Raw genomic sequence first — 23153 nt, forward strand, 5'->3', positions numbered from 1 at the left:
AATCACCTGTATTTTCATGAGTAATTTCGCTTATATTTGCTGAAAGATTTTTCTAATTACATGGAAAGTGATATAATAAGCTGGTGAATTATTGACTCAACTATGAAATCAAGCATAAAACACAATTGGAACGTAAGATGATGTCTAGAAAACGGAGACTTTATACTGTTTTCAAAGTTAAGACTTGGTGCTTAACAGTTAACATGTTTTTTTTAGGCACCCTCTTCAAGATAAATTAATGGGGGTTCAAATAATGACTATCTATCATTTTGTTGGAATAAAAGGGTCGGGAATGAGTGCACTTGCTCAGATCCTGCACGATAAAGGTTTTCAAGTGCAAGGCAGCGATGTAGACAAATATTTTTTCACGCAGAAAGCATTGGAAGAAAAACAAATTCCAATTATGACGTTTTCAGCGGATAATATAAAAGAAGGCCTAACAATTATTGCTGGTAATGCATTTCCAGATACACATGAAGAAATTGAGCGTGCTAATGAGCTTAATCTTCCCGTGATTCGATATCATAAATTTTTAGGTCAATTAATAGATGGCTATACAAGTATTGCAATAACTGGTTCTCATGGTAAAACATCGACAACTGGTCTTCTTTCTCATGTGGTCGGTGCCATTCGTCCCACTTCATATTTGATTGGCGATGGAACTGGTAGCGGCACAAAAGATGCTAAATATTTTGCGTTAGAAGCTTGTGAGTATCAACGCCATTTCCTTGCGTACAAACCAACTTATGCAATTATGACCAATATTGACTGGGATCACCCAGACTATTTCAAGAGCGTAGATGATGTATTTAATGCATTTGAAACGCTTGGTAAACAAGTGAAAAAAGCAGTTTTTGCCTTAGGAGACGATGTTGAACTACGCAAATTATCGTTAGACGTTCCGATTATTTACTTTGGCTTTGGTTTAGAAAACGAATTTCAAGCTAAAAATGTTAAAAAAGAAACTACTGGAACTAAATTCGACGTCTATCATCGCGACGAGTTTTTAGCTTCATTTGAAATTCCTGCTTACGGAGATCATAATGTTTTAAATGCCTTAAGTGTTATTGCGCTTTGTGACTATGAGGGATTACCAGTAGACGAAGTGAAAAAAGAATTAAAAACTTTTGAAGGCGTAAAAAGAAGATTTAGCATTACTGAAAAAGGAAATCAAGTTTTAGTAGATGACTATGCGCACCATCCTTCAGAAATTCGTGCGACTGTTAATGCTGCTAGACAAAAATATCCAAATAAAAAAATCGTTGCTGTATTTCAGCCGCATACATTTACAAGAACGCGCACCTTCTTACAAGGTTTTGCGGATAGCTTGAATTTAGCGGATGAAGTATATCTTTGTGACATTTTCGGTTCTGCGCGTGAAAAAACGGGTAATTTAACTATTGCTGATTTAGCGCATAAAACCAAAGGAAATCATATTATTAAAGAAGAGCACACAGAAGAATTATTACAATATCCAGAAGCAGTTATTTTGTTTATGGGAGCAGGGGATGTCCAAAAATTCCAAGCTGCCTATGAAAAAGTTCTAGATAACGAAATCGTGGCTAATGAAGTTCTAAAGAAAAGTGCGATTAATTAACTTTCAGTAAAGCGTGTCATTTATTTGGCATGCTTTTTGCTTGTTTATAATTACTATAAATAAAGCTTTACACGATTTGATAGGTGTATTAAAATATACCATGTGATACAAAATACAACTACATAGATTAATGGAGGGATAAAAGTGGCAGAACGTTTAGTAGGCACACAAGCTCCAAGATTTGAAATGGAAGCTGTTATGCCAAATCAGACTTTCGGAAAAGTAAGTCTAGAGAAAAATATAGAAGACGATAAATGGACAGTTCTCTTTTTCTATCCAATGGACTTTACCTTTGTTTGTCCGACTGAAATTGTAGCGATTTCCGCTCGGTCAGATGAATTTGATGCATTAAATGCGCGGATAATTGGTGCTTCAACAGATACGATCCATTCCCATCTTGCATGGACGAATACACCAATCAAAGAAGGCGGAATTGGAAAATTAACCTATCCTCTTGCTGCGGATACTAATCATCAAGTAGCAAGTGATTACGGGGTACTAATTGAAGAAGAAGGCGTGGCACTACGCGGGCTTTTCATTATTAATCCAAAAGGTGAAATTCAATACGAAGTGGTTCATCATAACAATATTGGTCGTGAAGTTGACGAAGTGTTAAGAGTACTTCAAGCTTTGCAAACTGGTGGACTTTGCCCGATTAACTGGCAACCAGGCGAAAAAACAATTGTTTAAACTATAAAAGCGCTTAGGAGCATATCCTAAGCGCTTTTCTTATACTAAGTTTTCTGGATTAAGAGGAGCTAATTCTGGAAGAACGAAAATGCCATCTTTACGAATAAGCACATCATCAAAGTAAATTTCGCCGCCACCATAATCAGCGCGTTGAATATTTACTAAATCCCAGTGAATGGCTGATTGATTGCCATTAAATGCTTCATCGTAGCACTGGCCAGGAGTGAAATGGAAACTTCCTTCAATTTTCTCATCAAAAAGAATATCTTGCATTGGTTCGTGGATAAACGGATTGACACCGATAGCAAATTCCCCAACAAAACGAGCACCTTCATCAGTATCTAAAACTTTATTAATGCGATCTGTATCATTGGCAGTTGCTTTAATAATTTTTCCGTCTTTAAAAGTGAAAGAGACATTTTCAAATGTGAAGCCTTGGTATGGTGAAGGCGTGTTATACGTAAGTGTTCCATTGATAGAATCACGAACTGGAGCAGTAAATACTTCGCCATCTGGAATGTTCATTTCGCCCGCGCATTTAATTGCCGGAATATCTTTAATACTAAATGTTAAATCTGTTCCTGGTCCAACTAAGTGCACTTTATCTGTTTTATTCATAAGTTCTACTAAACCATCCATTGCAGTGCTCATTTTACCGTAATCTAAATTACATACGTCAAAATAGAAATCTTCAAAACCAACCGTGCTCATTTTTGCAAGTTGTGCCATGGAGGAGCTTGGGTAACGGAGCACGACCCATTTAGTTTGTTTTACACGAATGTCAGAATGCATTTTACCAACAGTCTCACCGTGAATTTTTAATTTATCTGCGGGTACATCAGATGTTTCGTTGATATTATCACCAGCACGTAAACCTATGTAAGCATCCATTTCTTTCATAACATTACCTTCGAACTCGGCAATTTTTTCATATTGAGCACTATCAGCACCGAGCATCATCGCACGGTCGATTTGTGGTTCTTTTAAAGAAACGAACGGGAATCCTCCAGCTTTATATGCTTCTTCTACTAAAGCCATTACTAGTTCTTTTTGCACACCGAAGTTTTCGATTAATACTTTTTCCCCAGCGCCAAGTTTGACGGAATAGTTGATTAAATTATGTGCTAATTTTTCGATTCTTGCATCTTTCATATTGTACCCTCCCTAAAATTTAACAAAATAAGCCTAAAAAACAAGCCTGTTTCTATTTTACTCCAAATTACGCTAAAAGCAACCTTCTATAACAAATTAGCGGGTTTCTTTCATATTAGTTTATTTTTCAGCAGTTACTTGCTAAAATGAAGCTAATACCTTTTCTTTTTTACATTTTGTACATAGATTCATTAGAGAAGAAAGTTTTAGAGGGGAATACTCAGGGTATAGAAAAAAGAATATGGAGGTGTGGATAGATGATAGTAATTTTGTATATTGCAGCACTCATTGCCGCAATTGCGCTTTTAGTTATTGCCATCTATTTGGGAAAAACGTTAAAATCAACTTCCCAAACAATGGATGAAGTAGCTAAATCGTTAGAAAAAATAACAGTAGAAGTACAAGGGATTACAGGACAATCACAAAAATTGCTTGATAAGACCAATACACTTCTAGAAGATGTAAATGGCAAAGTTGCGAAAGTTGATCCAGTTTTTGATGCAGTTGGTGATATTGGGACTTCTTTACTAGGATTAAGTCAATCTGTTCGCGAACTAGCAACACTCGCAACTAACAAAGTAGAACAAAATGAAGCAAAAATTTCTCAAGCTGTCTCAATTAGCAATTCAATTCTTTCTTTTAGAGAAAAGATGAAAGCGAATAAAGCAGCGAAAGAAGCCGCAAAAGAAGCTCGAGAGCAATCTAATTTCTAATATAATTTGGAGGGATTTACAATGGCAGAAAAAGATGGTATTAATACAAAAGATTTTCTAATCGGTGGTTTAATTGGTGCAATCGTTGGTTCAGCCGCAGCACTTCTATTTGCACCTAAATCAGGTAAAGAACTACGCGAAGATTTAAATACACAGGTAGATACAATTAAAGAAAAAGGCAACCAATGGAAAGACGTTGCTTATGAAAAAGGTATCGAAATCAGTGGTGTAGCAAAAGGAACAAAAGATAAATTAGTAGATTCCGCTGGCGGGTTTGTTGATGTTGTTAAAGACAAATCAGGCAAATTAGCTGATACAGTTTCTAAACAAAGTAAAGCTGTGAAAGAAGTTGTTTCACAAAATAAAGAAGAAAACCAAGAAGCTGCTAAAAAAGCGGCAGAAACAGTAAAAAATGAAGCGAAAGATGCTGCAAGCGATGTAGAAAAAGCAGCAGATAAAGCAAAAAAAGAAGCAAAAAAATCATTAGATGATGGCAAAGATGAAGCGAAAAAAATTGCTTCTGATGTGAAAAAAGAAGTAAAATAAGATTAAGTTAAAAAACAGCCTTGCGAGGCTGTTTTTTTATACAAAAAAAGCAATATCCGCTTGTAATTTATTTTAAAACGTGTTAACATTAGTTTTACATTATTCACTTTAATGCTTAAAAGCGATTAAGTATAAAAGTGGATTCGTGACAAATTATCTGTTTTCCTCTATAATGAGAAATAATCTTGGAGCAGATTTTTAGAAGGGTGGAAGTAAAATGGTTAATACAAATTTAGAGGAACTTAGAACAGAGGTGGATCAATTAAATATTGATTTGCTTGAATTAATCAGCAAACGTGCCAATTTGGTACAAGAAATCGGTAAAATCAAAGGAACACAAGGTTCTCTACGTTTCGATCCATTACGTGAAAGAGAGATGCTTAATACGATTCTTGCAGCAAATAAAGGACCTTTTGAGGATAGCACGGTTCAAAAATTATTTAAAGAAATTTTTAAAGCGGGACTAGAACTTCAAGAAGAGGATCATTCAAAAGCATTACTTGTTTCTAGAAAAAATAAAAAAGAAGACACGATTGTTACTGTTAAAGGTTTACCAATCGGAAACGGCGAACCCGTATTCGTTTTTGGGCCTTGTTCCGTAGAATCTTACGAACAAGTGGCTGCAGTTGCTGAGTCTATTAAAGCAAAAGGTTTAAAACTTATTCGCGGTGGAGCATTTAAACCACGTACTAGCCCATATGACTTCCAAGGATTAGGCTTAGAAGGCTTAAAAATTCTTAAACGTGTATCAGATGAGTATGGTTTAGCAGTTATTAGTGAAATCGTAACTCCAGCTGATATTGAAGTTGCACTTGATTATGTAGATGTTATTCAAATCGGTGCAAGAAACATGCAAAACTTTGAATTACTTAAAGCAGCAGGTCGTGTTGATAAACCGATTTTACTAAAACGTGGCTTATCTGCAACGATTGAAGAATTTATCGGTGCTGCTGAATATATTATGTCACAAGGTAACGGTAAAATTATTTTATGTGAACGCGGTATTCGCACATATGAAAAAGCAACAAGAAATACACTTGATATTTCTGCCGTGCCAATCTTGAAAAAAGAAACGCATTTACCAGTAATGGTCGATGTAACACATTCTACTGGTCGAAAAGATTTATTACTTCCATGTGCTAAAGCTGCCCTTGCTATTGAAGCTGACGGCGTAATGGCTGAGGTTCATCCGGATCCAGCTGTTGCTTTATCTGACTCTGCGCAACAAATGGATATTCCTGAATTTGAAGAGTTCTGGAATGCAATTTTAGCTAGTAACCTAGTTCCTCACAAAATCAAATAATCTCGAAAAGCCCTGGTACGCCAGGGTTTTTTATTTTGGCCAAAACTAATAATGCATAATTGGTATTTAATACTAATATTCAATGCCGTTTCGGTATGAAAATAAATGAAAATAAAGAGTAAAAACAATTGCATATCGAAAAAAGTTATCGTATTATTAAGGGAAGGCAAGTTTGTTTCCGTTTACAATGGTATATAGAGCCATTAAAATAATGAATATGGAGAGTGAATAGGGATGAATGTAACAATTTATGATGTTGCTCGTGAAGCGAATGTTTCTATGGCGACGGTATCTCGGGTAGTTAACGGCAATCCGAATGTTAAACCAGTAACAAGAAAGAAAGTATTGGATGTTATTAATCAATTAGGTTATCGTCCTAATGCAGTAGCTAGAGGTCTTGCAAGTAAACGTACAACGACTGTCGGTGTAATTATTCCTGATATTTCTAACGTTTTTTATGCAGAGCTTGCGCGCGGAATTGAAGATATTGCTACAATGTACAAATACAATATTATCCTTAGTAATTCGGACGAAAATGAGGATAAAGAACTTCAAGTGCTAAATACACTGCTTGGTAAACAAGTGGATGGTATTATTTATATGGGTGAACGAATTTCTGAACAATTACAAGAAGAATTTGACCGTTCTCCTGCACCAGTAGTTTTAGCTGGAGCGGTAGATATGGAAAACAAATTAGCTTCTGTTAATATCGATTACAAAGAAGCAACAAAAGAAGCTGTGAAACGTTTTGTAGATAATGGACATAAGCAAATCGCTTTTGTTAGTGGTTCCTTAAATGAGCCTGTAAACCGTGAAATGAAATTGGCTGGTTATAAAGAAGCGCTAGAAGAAGCTGGTATTACTTACCAAGAAGACTACATTATTGAAGCAAAATACAATTACAATGCTGGTGTAAAAGTTTGGGAAGAATTAAGTGCATTATCTAAGAAACCAAATGCTGTTGTTGTCGCGGATGACGAACTAGCAATCGGAATTTTAAATGCGGCATTAGATGCTGGTATTAAAGTTCCTGAAGAATTAGAAGTCATGACAAGTAACAATACAAAATTAACATTAATGTCACGTCCACAACTTTCTACAATCGTACAACCTTTATACGACATTGGTGCAGTAGCAATGCGTTTATTAACAAAATTAATGACGAATGAAGAAGTAGACGAAAAAACAGTTATTCTACCACATAGTGAAAAACTACGTGGGACTACAAAAGAAAAAAAATAAGTTGACAGCATTTTTAGCGGTATGTTATAAATGTATGTATACTTTTCATAACGAAAATGACTATGAACGGACGAAGTAGTTGCTTATTCTTATTCCTAGAGAGCTAGTGGTTGGTGGAAACTAGTAGAGATAAGTAGACGAATTACATCCCGGAGTCACGCTGCACAGGATAATGGTGCGGCCGGTGTTGAGCCGTTATTTTTTGAAGTAGGATTTTTTCCTAAAAGTAGGGTGGTACCACGTTAATTAATACGTCCCTTCGCTAAACTGTTTAGCGGAGGGGCGTTTTTTATGTCCAAAAATAAAAGGAGAATGATGAAAATGAATATTATTGATGAATTAGAGTGGCGCGGAGCTATTTACCAGCAAACAGATGAAGAAGGATTACGCAAATGGGTAGAAGAAAAACAGATTTCTTTGTACTGCGGGATTGATCCATCTGGAGATTCGATGCATATCGGTCATTTAATTCCATTTATGATTTTACGCCGTTTCCAAAACGCTGGGCACCGTCCGATTATTTTAGTTGGTGGAGCGACAGGAACAATTGGTGACCCAAGTGGTAAAAAAGAAGAGCGCAAGTTGCAGTCGATGGAACAAATTAGCAAAAACGTCGAAAGCTTACGCGTCCAACTTGGAAAGATTTTTGATTTTGAGGGTGATTCGGCTGCTAGCATGGTAAACAACTATGACTGGACGAAAGATGTGAGTATTCTTGATTTCTTACGTGATTACGGAAAAGAATTCAATGTAAACACGATGCTTTCAAAAGATATTGTCGCTAGCCGTTTGGAAGTAGGGATTTCGTTTACAGAATTTGCTTACCAAATTTTACAAGCGATGGACTTTAATCACTTATATGAATTTAATGATTGTCGTCTGCAAATTGGTGGTAGTGACCAGTGGGGAAATATTACTGCTGGACTAGACTTAATTCGCAAAAAACAAGGTGAGAATGCCAAAGCTTTCGGTCTAACAATTCCACTTTTAACAAAAGCTGATGGAACTAAATTTGGGAAATCAGAAGGTGGCGCGATTTGGTTAAATCCGGAAAAAACAACGCCATACGAATTTTACCAATTTTGGATTAATACGGATGATCGCGATGTAGTGAAATACTTGAAGTACTTTACATTCTTGACTGAAGCTGAAATTGATGAGTTAGCGAAACAAGTGGAAGAAGAACCACATTTACGAGCTGCACAAAAAACGTTAGCTGCTGAAATGACTAAATTTGTGCATAGTGAAGAAGCGTTAGAACAAGCGCTTAAAATTTCAAAAGCATTATTCAGTGGGGATGTAACAGCTCTAACTGCGGATGAAATTGAACAAGGTTTCAAAGATGTGCCAACATTTGTAGCGGAGGATGCAGAAGTAAACCTAGTAGATTGGTTAGTAACACTTGGGATTGAACCGTCAAAACGCCAGGCTCGTGAAGATGTAACTAACGGAGCAATTTACATTAACGGTGAACGTCAGCAAAACGTGGAAAAAGTAATTGATGCAAGTGACCGGATTGAAAATAAATTTACAATTGTGAGACGCGGGAAGAAAAAATACTTCTTAGTTTCTTATAAATAAGAAGAAAAGCACTCGTTTTTAAAGGCGAGTGCTTTTTTGTGCATAAAAAAACCTTACAACCATAACCGAGGTCATGAATTGTAAGGTTTTTAGTTCTAATTAACGGCTGTAGAATTCTACGATAAATGCTTCGTTGATTTCAGCAGCAAGTTCAGAACGTTCTGGTAGACGGTTAAGAGAACCAGTTAGAGTTTCTGCATCGAAAGTTACGTATTCAGGCACGAAGCTTGAAACTTCTAAGCTTTCAGCGATTGCAGAGTTTTTAGCAGATTTTTCACGAACAGAGATCACTTGACCAACAGAAACTTGGTAAGAAGGGATATCTACGCGTTTGCCATCTACAGTGATGTGGCCATGGTTTACTAGTTGACGAGCTGCACGACGAGTGCGAGCAAGACCAAGACGGTAAACGATGTTATCAAGGCGTTGTTCTAGTAAGATCATGAAGTTCTCACCGTGTTTACCTTGTAATTTACCAGCTTTGTTGAACGTGTTTTTGAATTGACGTTCAGTTAATCCATACATATGACGCAATTTTTGCTTTTCAGCTTGTTGCAAACCATATTCTGAGATTTTTTTACGTTGAGTTGGGCCGTGTTGACCTGGAGCATACGGACGACGCTCTAATTCTTTACCTGTTCCAGAAAGTGAAATTCCTAAACGACGGGAAACTTTCCAGCTTGGACCTGTATAACGAGCCATAAGAGACTCCTCCTTTTATTTGTTTTTGGTATAAAACAAACGTGACGTAAAACCAAATCAGGGCAGTTTACCTTCATATACCATCACCATAGCAGCCGCCGGTTACGCGATATACCACAGAATTACATCTGGGGGTAAACAACACACTCATTCATTTTACTCAAGCTGCATTTTACACATCTTCCAGTATAGTATAGTTACTAGTTCTTTGTCAATTTATTTCTTGAGTAATCGCATCACGGATTTTTTCTAGCCACAACTGGTCCACTTCATCAAAACGATTAAAGAGGGGACTATCAATATCAAGCACTCCAAGCAACTGATTATTTTTTACAATGGGTAGAACGATTTCTGAATTAGAGGCAGCATCACATGCGATATGTCCAGGGAAATCATGCACATTTTCTACTATATATGTTTTTTGGTCAGAGGCAGCAGAACCGCAGACACCTTTACCTAGTGGAATGCGAATGCACGCAGGTAGACCTTGAAAGGGGCCGAGTACTAATTGATTTGTTTCTTTTTCAAGTAAATAAAACCCAACCCAATTAATATCGGAAAGTGCTTGATTTAATATAGAAGAAACATTACTTAAATTTGCAATGAGATTTGGTTCACCAGCAATCATTGCTTGTACTTGTTTTAAAGCAAGAGCGTAATTTTCTTCTTTTGTACCAGTCATTTTTTGGATTTCAATCATTTTTATCCCCACATTTCTTTTCAAATAATGTTTATAGTATAGCATGAAATAAAATGGATTTTCGGAAATTTGTTTTGAGATAAAGTTGCTTTGAAAATTTTTTCGCTAAACGCAAGTAATTCTGCGCAAATCGTGGTAAAATAAAAGATGTGTATAATGAACTGAAAATAAGGAATTAAAGACTACATATGGAAAGATGTACATAATGGAAAAAGTGTATGGACAGCACGAGTGTGGCTGTTTTTCTTTCACAAGTTAACGTTGATGGGAGGATTTTGGATGTACTACATGTTAATCGGCTTTATTATCGTAGTAATTGCAGTCATTAGTGCAGGCTACATTTTAAAAAGAAAACATTACCAAAGAATAAACGAATTAGAAGAAACGAAAATCAAACTCAGAGAACGGCCGGTTATTGATGAACTTTCAAAAGTAAAAAAATTAAAGCTAACAGGTCAAACAGAAGCGCTTTTCGAATCATGGCGCTCCTCTTGGGACGAAATTGAAACTAGATTATTTCCTGATTTAGAAGAAGTTTTGTTAGAAGCAGAAATGAATGCAGATCGATACAGATTCCGTTCTGCAACAAATACAGAAAACGATATTGAGCAAATGCTTGTTGTAATTGAAAAACAAATGGACCAAATTCTCGGCGGTTTAAAAGAATTGCTTATTAGTGAAGAAAAGAACGCGAAAGAAAGCAGAATGACGAAAGAAAAATTTGCGGAACTTCGTCGGGAAGTTTTGACACGAGGATTTAAACTAGGAGAAACACTACCTTATGTGGAAGCAAAACTAAACAGCCTTGCTGAAAATTTAAATCGCTATGATTCACTAACAGACCAAGGAGATCACTTAGAAGCTCGTGAAATCGTTATATCCGTCCAAAAAGAAATGGCAGTTATTGAAGCACAAATGGAACGCATTCCTTCATTACTACATGAAACAGATACAATTTTACCGGAAGAAATGAATAAATTGCGTGCTGGTTATGAAGAAATGGTTCGAAAAGGTTATTATTTAGCCCAAATGGAGTTAGATAAAGAAATTTCTCGTATGAAAACGCAAATTGAAAAAATGAAACAAAATGTAATCAATCTTGATTTAGATGAAGCTGAAGAAGGAATTGAAGAATTACATAATGAAATCGAATTGTTTTACGATACGCTTGAACACGAAGCAGAAGCGCGTCATTTCGTGAAAGAAAATCACAGTCCTACTTCTGATAAATTAAAACGACAAAATACTGTTTCTGATGCACTTGCTGAACAAATCACGGAAGTAAAACAAACGTATCATGTGGCAGAAGATGATTTAGCCGTTTACCTTAAAACAAGTGCTAAATTAAGTGAAGCTAAAGAAAACTTTGAGCAGTTGACAGCATTAATTGCTAGCGGAGAAATTGCTTATTCTGCAGCACAAGATACACTGAAAGAAATCGATGCAGCTTTACTTTCTATTAGTTCAGAACAAGATAATTTTGCAGAGGAATTGCGTTCGCTGCGTAAAGACGAATTAGAAGCTCGCGATGATGCAGAACGGATGAGACGAGCAATTATCACGCTTGATCGTAAAATGGAACGAGAACGCTTGCCAGGTCTTCCAGAAGAGTATCTATCACTGCGAGCACACATGGGAGAATCTATTGATGCACTTGAAAAACGTTTAGAAGAAAAGCCTTTAAACATGAAAGCTGTTAGTCAAGACTGGCGGATTGCGGAAGAAGATTTAACTCATTTAACGGAAAAAGCAGAAGAAATGATGGAAAATGTTCGCTTAGTTGAGCACGTCATTCAATATGCGAACCGCTATCGTTTGCGCAACAAGGAGTTGGCGGATGAGTTAGTTCAAGCAGAAAACCATTTTTATAACGACTACCAATATAAAAAAGCGCTTGAGATTGCTGTAACTGCACTCGAAAAAGTAGAAACGGGCGCATTTAAAAAAGTAGAAAAAGCTTATGAATCAAAAGTAAGCGTAGATGATATTGAATAAAGCCTAAAAAACAAGGATTTCTATTATAATAATAGGAATCCTTGTTTTTTTCTAAATTAGTAGTTGGAAAGTGTTGGAATTATGATAAAATGGAGAGTGGAATATTTGGGAGGAGAGTCTATTTTTTATGATTTATTTCGATAATAGCGCGACGACTAAGCCAAATGCTGCCGTGCTTGAAACATATACGAAAGTAGCAAGTAATTACTTCGCTAATCCATCTTCACTTCATCGTTTTGGCGCTAAGTCTAAAGAATTACTAGACACATCCAGAAAACAAATCGCCACAATGTTAGACGTTTTGCCAGAAGAAATTATCTTTACATCTGGTGGAACGGAAGGGAATAATTTAGCGATTAAAGGACTTGCCTATAGCTACAAAAACCGTGGGAAACATATTATAACTTCAAGTATCGAACATCCTTCTGTACGTTTAGTAATGGAAGAGCTTGAGGAAAATGGTTTTACAGTGACGTATTTAAAAGTTGATAAAAATGGCGTTATCCAGTTAGATGAATTAAAAGCGGCACTTACGGATGAAACAATTTTAGTATCTATAATGGGCGTGAATAATGAAGTCGGGAGTATTCAACCACTGCAAGAAATTGGCGAGATTCTTGCTAGTCGGGAACATACTTTCTTTCATGTCGATTTCGTTCAAGGGATTGGAAAAATTCCGCTCGAAATCGATAAGCATGCGATTGATTTACTAACTTTTTCAGGTCATAAGTTTCATGCTTTACGCGGCACAGGAGCACTTGTTAAACGAAAAAATGTTCATTTGCATCCGGAAATTATTGGTGGCGGCCAGGAAATGGGCTACCGTAGTGGGACAGAAAATTTAGCTGGTGGAGTGGCACTTGCTAAGGCATTAAGGTTGACGCTAGAAAATGAATCAAAGAGAGCAGAACTAATCGAAATCCGTGATTATTTATTAACGGAAATCACTCAAATGCCTGATATGACTGTCCATACGAAGAAAAGCGTAGCCGCACCGCACATCGTTTGTTTTTCTGCAAAAGGTCATCGCGGTGAAATTCTAGTTCATGCATTAGAAAAAGAAGATATATACATTTCGACGACGAGTGCTTGCTCATCTAAACAAAAATTAGCAAGCAGTACATTAAAAGCAATGGGCGTGACTGACGAAGAAGCAACTGGTGCTGTGCGAGTAAGTCTATCCTACGAAAACCGTTTATCTGAAGCGAAAATTTTTATTCAAAAGTTGCAAGAAATTATTGAAAATCTAAATAAAGTGGTGAAATAAATTGGAATTTGATCGTATGTTAATTAGATACGGAGAACTATCTACTAAAGGAAAAAACAGAAAGCAGTTTGTGACTAGACTGGCACAAAATGTGAAACGCGCAATGAAAGATTTACCGGAAGTCCGTATTCACGGGGAACGCGACCGGATGTATATTATTTTAAATGGGGCGGATTATCAACTTGCAGAGGAACGTTTAAAACCGATTTTTGGGATTCAATCATTTAGTCCAGCAGTTCGTGTTAATTTAGATTTAGATGAGGTCAAAGCGGCTGCTCTTTCTTTAGTTCAAGATGCGCACGAGGAAAATGGCACGTTTAAAGTAGCGGCAAGACGTAGCCACCGTGAGTTTCCGCTTGATTCTAATGAAATCAATCAGGAAATCGGCGCACATGTGTTACAAAATATCGAGGACCTGACTGTCAATGTAAAAAATCCAGATGTAAAACTAACGATTGATGTTCGTAAAGAAGGCGTCTTTTTATCATGTCGGACGATTCTTGGGGCAGCTGGTCTTCCGGTTGGTTCTTCTGGTCGCGCGATGCTGATGCTCTCTGGTGGTATCGACAGTCCAGTTGCTGGGTATTTAGCACAAAAACGTGGTGTGGAGATTGAAGCGGTTCATTTTCACAGCCCGCCATATACGAGCGAACAAGCTAAACAAAAAGCAATCGATTTAGCAGGAAAATTGGCTAAGTATAGCGGACAAGTTCAAATGCATATCGTTCCATTTACAGAAATTCAAGAAGTAATCAAACAGCAAATTCCTGAGAGCGTGATTATGACTGTTACACGCCGAATGATGCTTCGAATTACGGATGAACTTCGCCGTAAGAGAAATGGATTAGCGATTGTTAATGGTGAAAGTTTGGGCCAAGTTGCCAGCCAAACACTCGAAAGTATGCTAGCAATTAACGCTGTAACAGCTACACCGATTATTCGCCCAGTTGTTTCAATGGATAAAAATGAAATTATTCAAATCGCACAAAAAATCGATACGTATAATTTATCTGTCCAACCATTTGAAGATTGCTGTACGATTTTCACGCCGCCTTCTCCAAAAACAAAGCCAAAACTTGATAAAATCGAGCATTACGAAAGTTTCACAGATTTTGATGCCTTAATTTTAAAGGCATTAGAGAATGTAGAAACGATTGCTGTTAATGTTGCCGAGAATGCAGAAATAAAAGATGAGTTTGCTGACTTATTTTAAGATAAACCGTTTATCCTTTTTAGGGTAAACGGTTTTTTGTATATAATATACATAATGAATAACTAAAAATGCATAAAATAGTTTTAAATATTAATAAAAAACCATTTGACATTATAAATATACATCACTATAATGAAAAGTATCATTTAATAATTAACGGGAGGGGTTAGGATGAAAGTTTCTATTATTGGGGCGACAGGATACGGAGGGCTTGAGCTAATCCGCTTGCTGCACCAGCATTCTTCGGTCGACATAGCGACGTTACATAGTTTTTCCGCACAATCAGAAACATTGGCAAACTTTTATCCGCATTTAAAAGGTTTAGAAGCTAGCCCCTTAGAGAAGATAAATCCAGCAGAAATTATCGAAAAAAGCGATACAGTTTTTATTGCTACTCCATCGGGAATCGCGAAAGATGTGGCCTTACCGTACATCGATGCCGGGCTTAATGTGATTGATTTATCCGGAGACTTTCGACTAAAAGATAACCAGCTTTACGAGAAATGGTACGGGAAAAAAGCAGCACCTGAGGATTACTTAGCTAAGGCGGAATATGGTTTAGCAGAATTTCGCGATAATGAACTTGCGACTTTTATTGCTAATCCAGGATGTTACGCAACGGCGACTTTGTTAGGGTTAGCTCCACTCGTGAAAAAGCAGCTAATTGATCCCACATCCATTATTGTAGATGCCAAATCAGGTATTTCCGGAGCGGGAAAAGTGCCATCTAAAAGCACCCATTTTACAGAAACAAATGAAAATATGACACTATATAAAATGAATTCCCATCAACACATTCCGGAAATTATGCAACAACTAACAAAATGGGATAAGAGTATCCCTGCAATTCAATTTTCCACTTCATTAATTCCCATCACACGAGGAATCTTCACAACCATCTACGTAAAACCTAAAAATCCAATTACCCAGCAAGAATTACATCAATTATACGAATCCACCTACGAGCATGCTTCATTTGTCCGAATTCAAGCAGAAAATACTTACCCAACTGTAAAACAAGTAACGGCTTCTAATTATTGTGATATTGGCCTTGCTTATAATGAAAAAACGAATGTAATCACCATCGTTTCCGTAATCGATAATTTAGTTAAGGGAGCGGCTGGTCAAGCAATTCAAAATTTAAATATAATGGCGAATTTTGCTGAGAGTGACGGATTGGGATTTATTCCAGTGTATCCGTGAAAGGGGAAAGAAAAAATGGAGCTTATTAAAGGAAATATCGCCTCACCAAAAGGCTTTTATGCAGACGGAAAACATGCTGGGCTGAAAAGAAAACGAAATGATATTGGTTGGATTTACTCAGAAGTACCAGCAAATTCTGCGGCAGTTTACACGATGAACCAAATGCAAGCCGCACCCATTTTTGTCACAAAAGATTCTTTTAAAAATAGCGCGAAGTTACAGGCGATTATTGTGAATAGTGGCAATGCCAATGCGGTGACAGGAAATCAAGGAATGTTAGATGCGCTTTCAATGCGAGCAAAAACGGCAGAAAAATTAGCGATTCCAATGGATACAGTCGCAGTTGCTTCGACAGGAATAATTGGTGAAATGCTCCCAATGGATAAAATAATGACTGGAATCGATTTATTAGAAAAACAAACAGGAAACGCAGCTGATTTTGAAGAAGCTATTTTAACAACAGATACTTTTCAAAAACAGATTAGTTTTCAAACAGAAATAGGTGGTAAGACAGTCACGATGTCAGGGGTAGCGAAAGGTTCAGGGATGATTCACCCTAATATGGCTACCATGCTCGCTTTTATTACGACAGATGCTGCCATTCCAGCTGAATTATTGCAAAAATTATTAAAAATAAAAGTAGATAAAACTTTCAATCAAATAACGGTAGACGGCGATACTTCTACCAATGATATGGTGGTAGTCATGGCGAATGGCTGTGCAGAAAACCCGATGCTTCAGGAAGGGACAGCGGATTTTGCAAAATTTGCGGATATGTTCCAAGCGGTAACGGAGCACCTTGCTAAAAGCATCGCGCGAGACGGCGAGGGAGCGACAAAACTAATCGAAGTGCAAGTAAATGGCGCTACAAAAACAGAAGACGCAAGAATGATTGCTAAAAAAATTGTTTCTTCTAGTCTCGTGAAAACGGCAGCTTTTGGTGGAGATGGGAACTGGGGACGTATTATTTGCGCGATTGGCTATTCAGGTGGCAGATTTGCACCAGATAATATTACAATTAAAATTGGCGGGATTGAAATTCTGAATCATAGCAGCCAAACCATTTTTAATCAACAAGCGCTAGATGCCTATTTAGAAGAAGAGCATATTGTTATCGAAGTTGATCTTCATATCGGGCTTGAATCAGGTACGGCTTGGGGTTGCGACTTGAGTTATGAATATGTCAAAATCAATGCTTGTTACCGGACGTAAGGAGGAATAAGGGTGGAAAACACGATAGTAATAAAACTCGGTGGTGTTGCAAGCGACAATTTAACAGAAGGTTTTTTTCGACAAATTACAGAGTGGCAAGCAGCGAATAAGAAAATTGTCCTCGTTCATGGCGGCGGTCATTACATTACAAAAATGATGGAAGCCCTCGCTATTCCAGTCGAAACGAAAAATGGTCTACGAATCACCAACAAAGCAGCCCTCGAAGTAACAAAAATGGTTTTAATTGGTCAAGTTCAGCCAGCTATTACGACTGCTTTTCAAAAACGAAATATCTCGGTCATTGGCTTAAACGCTGGAGATACAGGTTTACTAGAAGCAGATAGGTTAAGTGACACTGATTTAGGTTTGGTTGGTAAAATCACAAAAGTAAAAACAAATTTAATTGAACAATTGCTTAGCGAAAATATTATCACCGTGATTGCGCCCCTTGGTATAAATAGTGAACACGATTGGCTCAATGTTAATGCGGATACAGCCGCCTGTGAGGTAGCAAGCGCACTCCATGCAGAAGCGCTCTATTTACTAACAGATGTTCCAGGAGTAAAAAATGGCTCAGAAATTATCACCGAAATAGCCACAGCAGAAATTGAAAAGCTGCAAAAGACTGGCGTAATCAAAGGCGGAATGATTCCTAAATTAGCAAGTGCCGCTTTTGCCGCTGAAAATGGTGTTGACCAGGTGATTATTACAAATTCCCTTGAAACAATAGGTACAAAAATAAAAAGCAAGGTGGCGATAGGATGAACTATGTCTTTCCAACGTATAATAGATTCCCCGTTGATTTAATAAAAGGTACGGGTACAGTTGTAACGGATGTGTTTGGTAAAACATATCTTGATTTTACAAGTGGTATCGCTGTTTGCAATCTAGGTCATTGCCCGGAGAACGTCACAGAAGCAGTACAACAACAACTAACGAATATTTGGCACACATCGAATTTATATGAATGTGCTTTGCAAGAAAGTGTCGCAGAATTAATTGCTGATGGTAAAGACAGATTAGTTTTCTTTTGTAATAGCGGAACAGAGGCAAATGAAGCAGCGCTCAAATTAGCTAGAAAATATACCGGAAAAGAAAAAATAATTACCTTTGAGAAATCTTTCCACGGACGTACTTTTGGTTCGATGTCAGCAACAGCCCAAGCTAAAATTCATCAAGGGTTCGGGGGACTTGTTCCTGGTTTCACTTACGTCCCTTATAACGACATCGAAGCTTTCCGAGCAGAAATCGATGAACATACAGCAGCAGTCATGTTAGAAGTGATTCAAGGGGAAGGTGGCGTCATCCCAGCAAATGCAGCCTTTCTTTTAGAGGTTCAATTGCTTTGCAAAAAAATGGGGGTATTATTAATTATTGATGAAGTGCAGACTGGGCTTGGGCGAACGGGGACGCTTTATGGGTTTGAGCAGATTGGTTTAGATCCAGATATTTTCACTTTAGCAAAAGGGCTTGGAAATGGCTTGCCGATTGGAGCGATGGTCGGAAAAGCGAATCTAAGTAGTGCTTTTGGGCCGGGAAGTCATGGCTCTACTTTCGGAGGAAATAAATTGGCACTTGCGGCGGCTAAAGAGATATTACTGACAATGAAACAAATGGGATTTTTAGAAGAAGTAAATGCCAAAGCAGACTATTTTAGAAACTTGTTAGAAGTGCATTTAGAGGCGTTGGATAATGTTTCTGTCATTCGTGGTGGAGGATTTCTTATAGGCATAGAACTTGAAAGTACCGCAGAACCAGTTGTAACGGAGCTTAGAGATAAAGGGTTGTTAATACTAACTGCGGGGGCAAATGTGCTACGAATCTTACCACCTTTAACCGTCAGTTATGCAGAAATCGATCAAGCCATATATTTATTGAAAAGTGTTTTGGAAAATCAATTGATTGGGAGTGAAGAGGGATGACAATGTATGCGAAAAATAATACAGCTGGTAAAGATATGCTCAGCTTGCTTGAATGGAATAAAGAAGAATTGACGGATATCATTAAATTAGCTGTTGCAATGAAAACGAACCCAGCTCACTATAGCCATATTTTAAGCGGGAAAATTTTAGGAATGATCTTTGATAAGCCTTCTACTAGAACACGGGTTTCTTTTGAAGCTGGGATTCTGCAATTAGGTGGACAAGCGATAGTGATGAGTTCAAAGGAATTGCAAATCGGGCGTGGTGAACCGATTAAAGATACGGCGCATGTGATGTCAGAATATATTGATGCAATTATGATCCGAACATTTAGTCATGAAAAAGTAGAAGAATTGGCGTATCATGCAGAAATTCCGATTATTAATGGCTTAACTGATTTACATCATCCATGCCAGGCGTTAGCGGATTTAATGACTATTTATGAATGGAAAGATCAATTGGAAGGTGTCAAACTAGCTTATATTGGTGATGGTAACAATGTATGCCATTCTTTACTGTTAGCAGGTGCCATGGTTGGACTAGATATACGTCTTGCAATGCCAAAAGGGTACGAAGTCGATGAAACAATTTTAGCAACGGCGGAGAATCTGGCGAAGGAAAGTGGTGCCAAGATTTTCGTTACGGAAGACCCAAAACATGCAGTGACAGATGCGGACTTTATTTATACAGATGTTTGGACAAGCATGGGGCAAGAAGAGGAAAATGCGAAACGTTTAGCGGATTTTGGCGAAAAATATCAAGTGAACGCAGAGTTAGCTAGCATTGCTAAGCCAGATTATCATTTCTTACATTGTTTACCAGCGCACCGAGAAGAAGAAGTGACAGCTGAGATCATTGATGGCAATCACTCGGTTATTTATCAACAAGCAGGAAATAGACTTCATGCGCAAAAAGCGTTGCTAGCAGCCATTTTAGAAGCGAAATAAAAAAAGTCTGGCACTTACGCCAGACTTTTTTATTATAAGAAATTACGTTTCACTTTATCCCAGAAAGAATTTTTAGGTAGTTTGATAATATTGATAAAACGATCGCCTACTTCTAAATTAACTTCATGCACGTGTTGGATACTAAGTGCTTCGCTGTCCATTCCAATCATTGGGAATTCGTTATTTCCTTCTTCAGACGCAATTTCAATACGTAGTTTGCGTTTTGGACTAAGGATGAACGATGATCCTAGCGTACGGAATTTATTGTTGTTAATAGAAGCTAGTTCACTTACTTGCATAGATGGAAGAAGTGGGTCCACGATGGAACCGTTCACTGATTTATTATAAGCAGTACTTCCTGTTGGTGTGGAAATTACCATTCCGTCGCCGCGGAAAGTTTCGAAGTGAGAATCATTAATATAAAGATCCATCGTAAGTGTTCTAATGATAGAGGAACGAATATTAAACTCATTTAGTACATAAAATGCTTTGGTATTATTCACTGTTCCATAAATAGTTGGGTAACGACGTACTAACCAACGATCTTCAATAGCTGCCTTGATGATTTCATCCAATTGATTAATATGGAAGTCACAGTATTGACCTAATTGCTCTGTTAGCGCAATCCCTGCATATAAACAATCTTGACGGAAGCCAGTTTCTCTTACAGATTTAAGAAAAGCACCATCACCACCAATGCTGATAATAACGTTTGCTTTTTGATAGTCATCAGTTAATTCATATCCATAATCAGTCGTAATTTTCTTCAATTCTTTTGCTTTTGCATGTAACTCTTCTGTTTTTCGATAGGAAAAATAAAAAATAGTTTTTGCCATGTTAGTTGTCCCTCCAGAATCCAATTTTAATCAACAAGCTTATTATAACATGACTTAAGGGCAATTTCTTTCTTCATCCGTAAAAAAGTGAAATGGAACACAATTTAAGAGAAAGATTGTACAAAATAAAAGAGACTGTTATTATTACATTATCTAAATAGAAAAAGGGGAGAAATTAATGAACGCTAAAAGATGGGTTGCACTAGGGATTGTTTTTGCACTTTTGATAGTTAGTGCGTTAGCAAAGTTTACTTCAAGTCAAATCGCTTCAACGGAAGAGAGTAGTCCGACATTTGTCGAAAGTCTGTTCGCGGATACCGGCGAACTAACCGAAACAGTAATTGAAGAAGGTGGGGATGATACAATTGCTGTATTATCTGTAGATGGTACTATTCAAGATACGGGAGATTCTGGTTCTTTATTTGGGGACGCGGGCTATGATCATTCATTTTTCATGCAACAATTAGAACAAGTGAGAAATGATGACTATATCCAAGGCGTACTGCTGTATGTTAATTCACCAGGTGGCGGTGTTATGGAGTCCGCGCAAATTCGCGATAAAATTTTACAAATTCAAAAAGAACGCAATATTCCATTCTATGTTTCCATGGGGAGTATGGCAGCATCAGGTGGATATTATATTTCCGCACCAGCCGACAAAATTTTTGCAAGTAAAGAAACATTGACTGGTTCACTTGGGGTTATTATGCAAGGGTATGACTATAGTGAACTCATGAAAAAATTAGGTGTTTCAGATAATACTATTAAAAGCGGCGAATATAAAGACATTATGAGCGGGACAAGACCAATGACGGAAGACGAGAAGAAAATTATGCAGTCAATGATTGATGATTCTTACAATGAGTTCGTTAAAGTCGTTGCAAAAGGCCGTGGAATGTCCGCAGAAAAAGTACGTAAAATTGCAGATGGACGCATATACGACGGCCGCCAAGCAAAAGAGAACGGGTTGATTGATGAGTTTGGTTATCAAGAAGATGCCCTAGAAGCTTTGAAAAAAGAACAAGGGTTAGCTGATGCGACAGTCATTCAATATGATGTACCAGAAGACTTTAGCTCGTTATTCTCTGTAGCTGCACAAAAAATCTCTGGTCAAAATGCAGATATTTCCCAACTAATCAAATTAACTGGCACACTTAAAGCGCCAAGAATGATGTATTTATATGGAGAATAATGTGAGAGGAGAGGCGCAAATGGCTAATGAAAATGTTGCTTTTGAAAACAAACGCCAAGTCTATCATTATGAACCACCAATTCAGAAAGAAGAAGCCATTCCTAAACAGTACTTTGCTGGCTTTTGGATCCGGTTTTTAGCTTATTTAGTCGATTTAGTTGTCATCGCAGCCTTAAAGGGAATTATTATTAATCCGATTTTCCGCGTCTCTGGAATGGGGATGGATGACAGTTTCTTCACATTTTATTGGGGAATGACAACGATTATCTTTTTAGCTTACTTTATTTTGCTTACTAAGTTTTTTGGACAAACGCTTGGGAAAATGTTATTTGGTCTTCGCGTAGTGAAACTTGATGGTGGAAAATTAACTTGGTTAACCGTTTTATTTCGAGAAGGTGCGATGCGTTTTGTCTTAAAAACCATTTGGCCGTTATATGTGGTTTGTGCCTTTACACCAAACAAACAAGGCATTGCGGACTTCTTTGAATCCACATCTGTCGTCCACACGGGGTACTTAGAACTAGATGAAAAATGGGTAAATGGAGCAAAAAAATAGCTTATAGCAAACTTCTTCTTTAAAATGGAATAGAAGCGTACATTAAAGGAGGAAGAAAAAATGACTCAAGTAACATTTAAACATAATCCAGTTACACTCGTAGGTACCGAAAGAAAAGTTGGCGACAAAGCGCCGAACTTCACAGTGGTGAATAGAGATTTAGAAGAAGTAACATTGCACGATTATGACGGGAAAGTGAGACTTATCAGCGTTGTTCCTTCCATTGATACAAGTGTTTGTTCCACACAAACGCGTAAATTTAATGAAGAAGCAAGCAATTTAGATAGTACAGTTGTCTTAACTATCTCCGTTGATTTACCATTTGCTCAAAAGAAATGGTGTGCAGCAGAAGGTTTACCAAATGCGATTACTTTATCTGATCACCGCGATCTTTCTTTTGGCGAAGCATACGGTGTAATCATGAAAGAACTTCGCTTACTAGCTCGTTCTGTTTTTGTTGTAAATGCAAAAGGAGAAATCGTCTACACGGAAGTAGTTCCAGAAGGTAGCGACCATCCAAATTACGAAGCAGCGATAGAAGCAGCCAAAAAAGCTTAAATCTTAAAAGCATTCCTTTATGCAGG

General features: G+C 37.4%; 22 protein-coding genes and 1 other annotated feature. Of the genes, 18 read left to right on the forward strand and 4 right to left on the reverse strand.

Features of this window, described 5'->3' with window-relative positions:
- The first annotated feature begins 253 nt into the window (after positions 1 to 253).
- Positions 254 to 1597 carry a UDP-N-acetylmuramate--L-alanine ligase gene (gene murC, locus AC4PG0_RS00490; RefSeq protein WP_492167673.1) on the forward strand — a complete coding sequence of 448 codons (1344 nt, stop codon included), beginning with the start codon at positions 254 to 256 and terminating at the stop codon, positions 1595 to 1597.
- Positions 1598 to 1741: 144 nt separating this feature from the next.
- Positions 1742 to 2287 (forward strand): peroxiredoxin, encoded by a 546-nt coding sequence (locus AC4PG0_RS00495; protein WP_003762484.1) that lies wholly within the window; start codon positions 1742 to 1744, stop codon positions 2285 to 2287.
- Between the two features lie 39 nt (positions 2288 to 2326).
- Here AC4PG0_RS00495 and AC4PG0_RS00500 read toward each other — a convergent pair whose 3' ends face one another.
- Positions 2327 to 3439, reverse strand: a complete 1113-nt coding sequence (locus AC4PG0_RS00500; protein WP_003762483.1) for a M29 family aminopeptidase T — start codon at positions 3437 to 3439, stop codon at positions 2327 to 2329.
- 257 nt (positions 3440 to 3696) lie between these two features.
- On the opposite strand from AC4PG0_RS00500, the gene AC4PG0_RS00505 reads away from it, so the two are divergent.
- From AC4PG0_RS00505 to tyrS, 5 genes are all read left to right on the forward strand, one after another.
- On the forward strand, positions 3697 to 4152 hold the full coding sequence (locus AC4PG0_RS00505) for a DUF948 domain-containing protein (RefSeq protein WP_003762481.1): 456 nt from the start codon (positions 3697 to 3699) through the stop codon (positions 4150 to 4152).
- 21 nt (positions 4153 to 4173) lie between these two features.
- The gene (locus tag AC4PG0_RS00510) at positions 4174 to 4698 is read left to right on the forward strand and encodes a YtxH domain-containing protein (RefSeq protein ID WP_003772050.1); all 525 of its coding nucleotides are present in this window, start codon (positions 4174 to 4176) and stop codon (positions 4696 to 4698) included.
- Between the two features lie 217 nt (positions 4699 to 4915).
- Positions 4916 to 6001 (forward strand): bifunctional 3-deoxy-7-phosphoheptulonate synthase/chorismate mutase, encoded by a 1086-nt coding sequence (locus AC4PG0_RS00515; RefSeq protein ID WP_003767131.1) that lies wholly within the window; start codon positions 4916 to 4918, stop codon positions 5999 to 6001.
- A 234-nt stretch (positions 6002 to 6235) separates the two neighbouring features.
- The gene (ccpA, locus tag AC4PG0_RS00520; protein ID WP_003762479.1) at positions 6236 to 7243 is read left to right on the forward strand and encodes a catabolite control protein A; all 1008 of its coding nucleotides are present in this window, start codon (positions 6236 to 6238) and stop codon (positions 7241 to 7243) included.
- A gap of 53 nt (positions 7244 to 7296) precedes the next feature.
- Positions 7297 to 7505, forward strand: a binding site (T-box leader).
- A gap of 59 nt (positions 7506 to 7564) precedes the next feature.
- Complete coding sequence (gene tyrS, locus AC4PG0_RS00525; RefSeq protein WP_010991627.1) at positions 7565 to 8824, forward strand: tyrosine--tRNA ligase; 1260 nt, start codon at positions 7565 to 7567, stop codon at positions 8822 to 8824.
- 99 nt (positions 8825 to 8923) lie between these two features.
- Here the strand turns inward: tyrS and rpsD are convergent, their stop codons facing one another.
- Both rpsD and AC4PG0_RS00535 read right to left on the reverse strand, forming a co-directional pair.
- A complete protein-coding gene (gene rpsD, locus AC4PG0_RS00530; RefSeq protein WP_003762477.1) occupies positions 8924 to 9526 on the reverse strand; it encodes a 30S ribosomal protein S4 in 603 nt (200 codons plus the stop codon).
- Positions 9527 to 9737: 211 nt separating this feature from the next.
- On the reverse strand, positions 9738 to 10226 hold the full coding sequence (locus tag AC4PG0_RS00535) for a GAF domain-containing protein (RefSeq protein ID WP_031649367.1): 489 nt from the start codon (positions 10224 to 10226) through the stop codon (positions 9738 to 9740).
- A 279-nt stretch (positions 10227 to 10505) separates the two neighbouring features.
- Between AC4PG0_RS00535 and ezrA the strand changes: the two genes are divergently transcribed.
- The 8 genes from ezrA to argF all read left to right on the forward strand — a co-directional run bounded on the left by ezrA (position 10506) and on the right by argF (position 19985).
- Complete coding sequence (gene ezrA / locus AC4PG0_RS00540) at positions 10506 to 12221, forward strand: septation ring formation regulator EzrA (RefSeq protein ID WP_147732808.1); 1716 nt, start codon at positions 10506 to 10508, stop codon at positions 12219 to 12221.
- Positions 12222 to 12348: 127 nt separating this feature from the next.
- Positions 12349 to 13488, forward strand: a complete 1140-nt coding sequence (locus tag AC4PG0_RS00545; protein ID WP_010991624.1) for a cysteine desulfurase family protein — start codon at positions 12349 to 12351, stop codon at positions 13486 to 13488.
- 1 nt (position 13489) lies between these two features.
- Positions 13490 to 14701 (forward strand): tRNA uracil 4-sulfurtransferase ThiI, encoded by a 1212-nt coding sequence (thiI, locus tag AC4PG0_RS00550; RefSeq protein WP_194317137.1) that lies wholly within the window; start codon positions 13490 to 13492, stop codon positions 14699 to 14701.
- Positions 14702 to 14872: 171 nt separating this feature from the next.
- Positions 14873 to 15904: an N-acetyl-gamma-glutamyl-phosphate reductase gene (gene argC, locus AC4PG0_RS00555; protein WP_003762472.1), complete on the forward strand. Its 1032-nt coding sequence runs from the start codon at positions 14873 to 14875 to the stop codon at positions 15902 to 15904.
- A 15-nt stretch (positions 15905 to 15919) separates the two neighbouring features.
- The gene (argJ, locus tag AC4PG0_RS00560) at positions 15920 to 17116 is read left to right on the forward strand and encodes a bifunctional glutamate N-acetyltransferase/amino-acid acetyltransferase ArgJ (protein ID WP_194317135.1); all 1197 of its coding nucleotides are present in this window, start codon (positions 15920 to 15922) and stop codon (positions 17114 to 17116) included.
- A 12-nt stretch (positions 17117 to 17128) separates the two neighbouring features.
- Complete coding sequence (argB, locus tag AC4PG0_RS00565; protein WP_003730659.1) at positions 17129 to 17881, forward strand: acetylglutamate kinase; 753 nt, start codon at positions 17129 to 17131, stop codon at positions 17879 to 17881.
- Entirely contained in the window at positions 17878 to 19038 is a 1161-nt protein-coding gene (gene argD / locus AC4PG0_RS00570; RefSeq protein ID WP_033532986.1) for an acetylornithine transaminase, read from the forward strand. Before argB ends, argD begins: the two co-directional genes overlap by 4 nt.
- Entirely contained in the window at positions 19035 to 19985 is a 951-nt protein-coding gene (argF, locus tag AC4PG0_RS00575) for an ornithine carbamoyltransferase (RefSeq protein WP_033532987.1), read from the forward strand. The genes argD and argF overlap by 4 nt, the downstream gene beginning before the upstream one ends.
- A 32-nt stretch (positions 19986 to 20017) precedes the next feature.
- Here argF and AC4PG0_RS00580 read toward each other — a convergent pair whose 3' ends face one another.
- The gene (locus AC4PG0_RS00580) at positions 20018 to 20821 is read right to left on the reverse strand and encodes an NAD kinase (protein ID WP_003723315.1); all 804 of its coding nucleotides are present in this window, start codon (positions 20819 to 20821) and stop codon (positions 20018 to 20020) included.
- Between the two features lie 178 nt (positions 20822 to 20999).
- Here AC4PG0_RS00580 and sppA point away from each other — a divergent pair, with 178 nt between their 5' ends.
- Genes sppA through tpx form a run of 3 tightly spaced genes read left to right on the forward strand, consistent with a single transcriptional unit; the run spans position 21000 to position 23127 of the window.
- Positions 21000 to 22013 carry a signal peptide peptidase SppA gene (gene sppA / locus AC4PG0_RS00585; protein WP_010991619.1) on the forward strand — a complete coding sequence of 338 codons (1014 nt, stop codon included), beginning with the start codon at positions 21000 to 21002 and terminating at the stop codon, positions 22011 to 22013.
- A 19-nt stretch (positions 22014 to 22032) separates the two neighbouring features.
- Positions 22033 to 22569, forward strand: coding sequence for an RDD family protein (locus tag AC4PG0_RS00590; protein WP_003730654.1), 537 nt, complete (start codon positions 22033 to 22035; stop codon positions 22567 to 22569).
- Positions 22570 to 22629: 60 nt separating this feature from the next.
- Positions 22630 to 23127 carry a thiol peroxidase gene (tpx, locus tag AC4PG0_RS00595; RefSeq protein WP_492167674.1) on the forward strand — a complete coding sequence of 166 codons (498 nt, stop codon included), beginning with the start codon at positions 22630 to 22632 and terminating at the stop codon, positions 23125 to 23127.
- The last annotated feature ends 26 nt before the right edge of the window (positions 23128 to 23153 follow it).

It is taken from the genome of Listeria sp. MAN/IMW/UF464, from assembly GCF_058683955.1.

Coding starts and splice junctions, on each gene's coding strand:
- murC (WP_492167673.1), top strand. CDS start 254: ATGACTATCTATCATTTTGTTGGAATAAAAGGGTCGGGAATGAGTGCA.
- AC4PG0_RS00500 (WP_003762483.1), bottom strand. CDS start 3,439: ATGAAAGATGCAAGAATCGAAAAATTAGCACATAATTTAATCAACTAT.
- AC4PG0_RS00505 (WP_003762481.1), top strand. CDS start 3,697: ATGATAGTAATTTTGTATATTGCAGCACTCATTGCCGCAATTGCGCTT.
- AC4PG0_RS00510 (WP_003772050.1), top strand. CDS start 4,174: ATGGCAGAAAAAGATGGTATTAATACAAAAGATTTTCTAATCGGTGGT.
- AC4PG0_RS00515 (WP_003767131.1), top strand. CDS start 4,916: ATGGTTAATACAAATTTAGAGGAACTTAGAACAGAGGTGGATCAATTA.
- ccpA (WP_003762479.1), top strand. CDS start 6,236: ATGAATGTAACAATTTATGATGTTGCTCGTGAAGCGAATGTTTCTATG.
- tyrS (WP_010991627.1), top strand. CDS start 7,565: ATGAATATTATTGATGAATTAGAGTGGCGCGGAGCTATTTACCAGCAA.
- rpsD (WP_003762477.1), bottom strand. CDS start 9,526: ATGGCTCGTTATACAGGTCCAAGCTGGAAAGTTTCCCGTCGTTTAGGA.
- AC4PG0_RS00535 (WP_031649367.1), bottom strand. CDS start 10,226: ATGATTGAAATCCAAAAAATGACTGGTACAAAAGAAGAAAATTACGCT.
- ezrA (WP_147732808.1), top strand. CDS start 10,506: ATGTACTACATGTTAATCGGCTTTATTATCGTAGTAATTGCAGTCATT.
- AC4PG0_RS00545 (WP_010991624.1), top strand. CDS start 12,349: ATGATTTATTTCGATAATAGCGCGACGACTAAGCCAAATGCTGCCGTG.
- argC (WP_003762472.1), top strand. CDS start 14,873: ATGAAAGTTTCTATTATTGGGGCGACAGGATACGGAGGGCTTGAGCTA.
- argJ (WP_194317135.1), top strand. CDS start 15,920: ATGGAGCTTATTAAAGGAAATATCGCCTCACCAAAAGGCTTTTATGCA.
- argD (WP_033532986.1), top strand. CDS start 17,878: ATGAACTATGTCTTTCCAACGTATAATAGATTCCCCGTTGATTTAATA.
- argF (WP_033532987.1), top strand. CDS start 19,035: ATGACAATGTATGCGAAAAATAATACAGCTGGTAAAGATATGCTCAGC.
- AC4PG0_RS00580 (WP_003723315.1), bottom strand. CDS start 20,821: ATGGCAAAAACTATTTTTTATTTTTCCTATCGAAAAACAGAAGAGTTA.
- sppA (WP_010991619.1), top strand. CDS start 21,000: ATGAACGCTAAAAGATGGGTTGCACTAGGGATTGTTTTTGCACTTTTG.
- AC4PG0_RS00590 (WP_003730654.1), top strand. CDS start 22,033: ATGGCTAATGAAAATGTTGCTTTTGAAAACAAACGCCAAGTCTATCAT.
- tpx (WP_492167674.1), top strand. CDS start 22,630: ATGACTCAAGTAACATTTAAACATAATCCAGTTACACTCGTAGGTACC.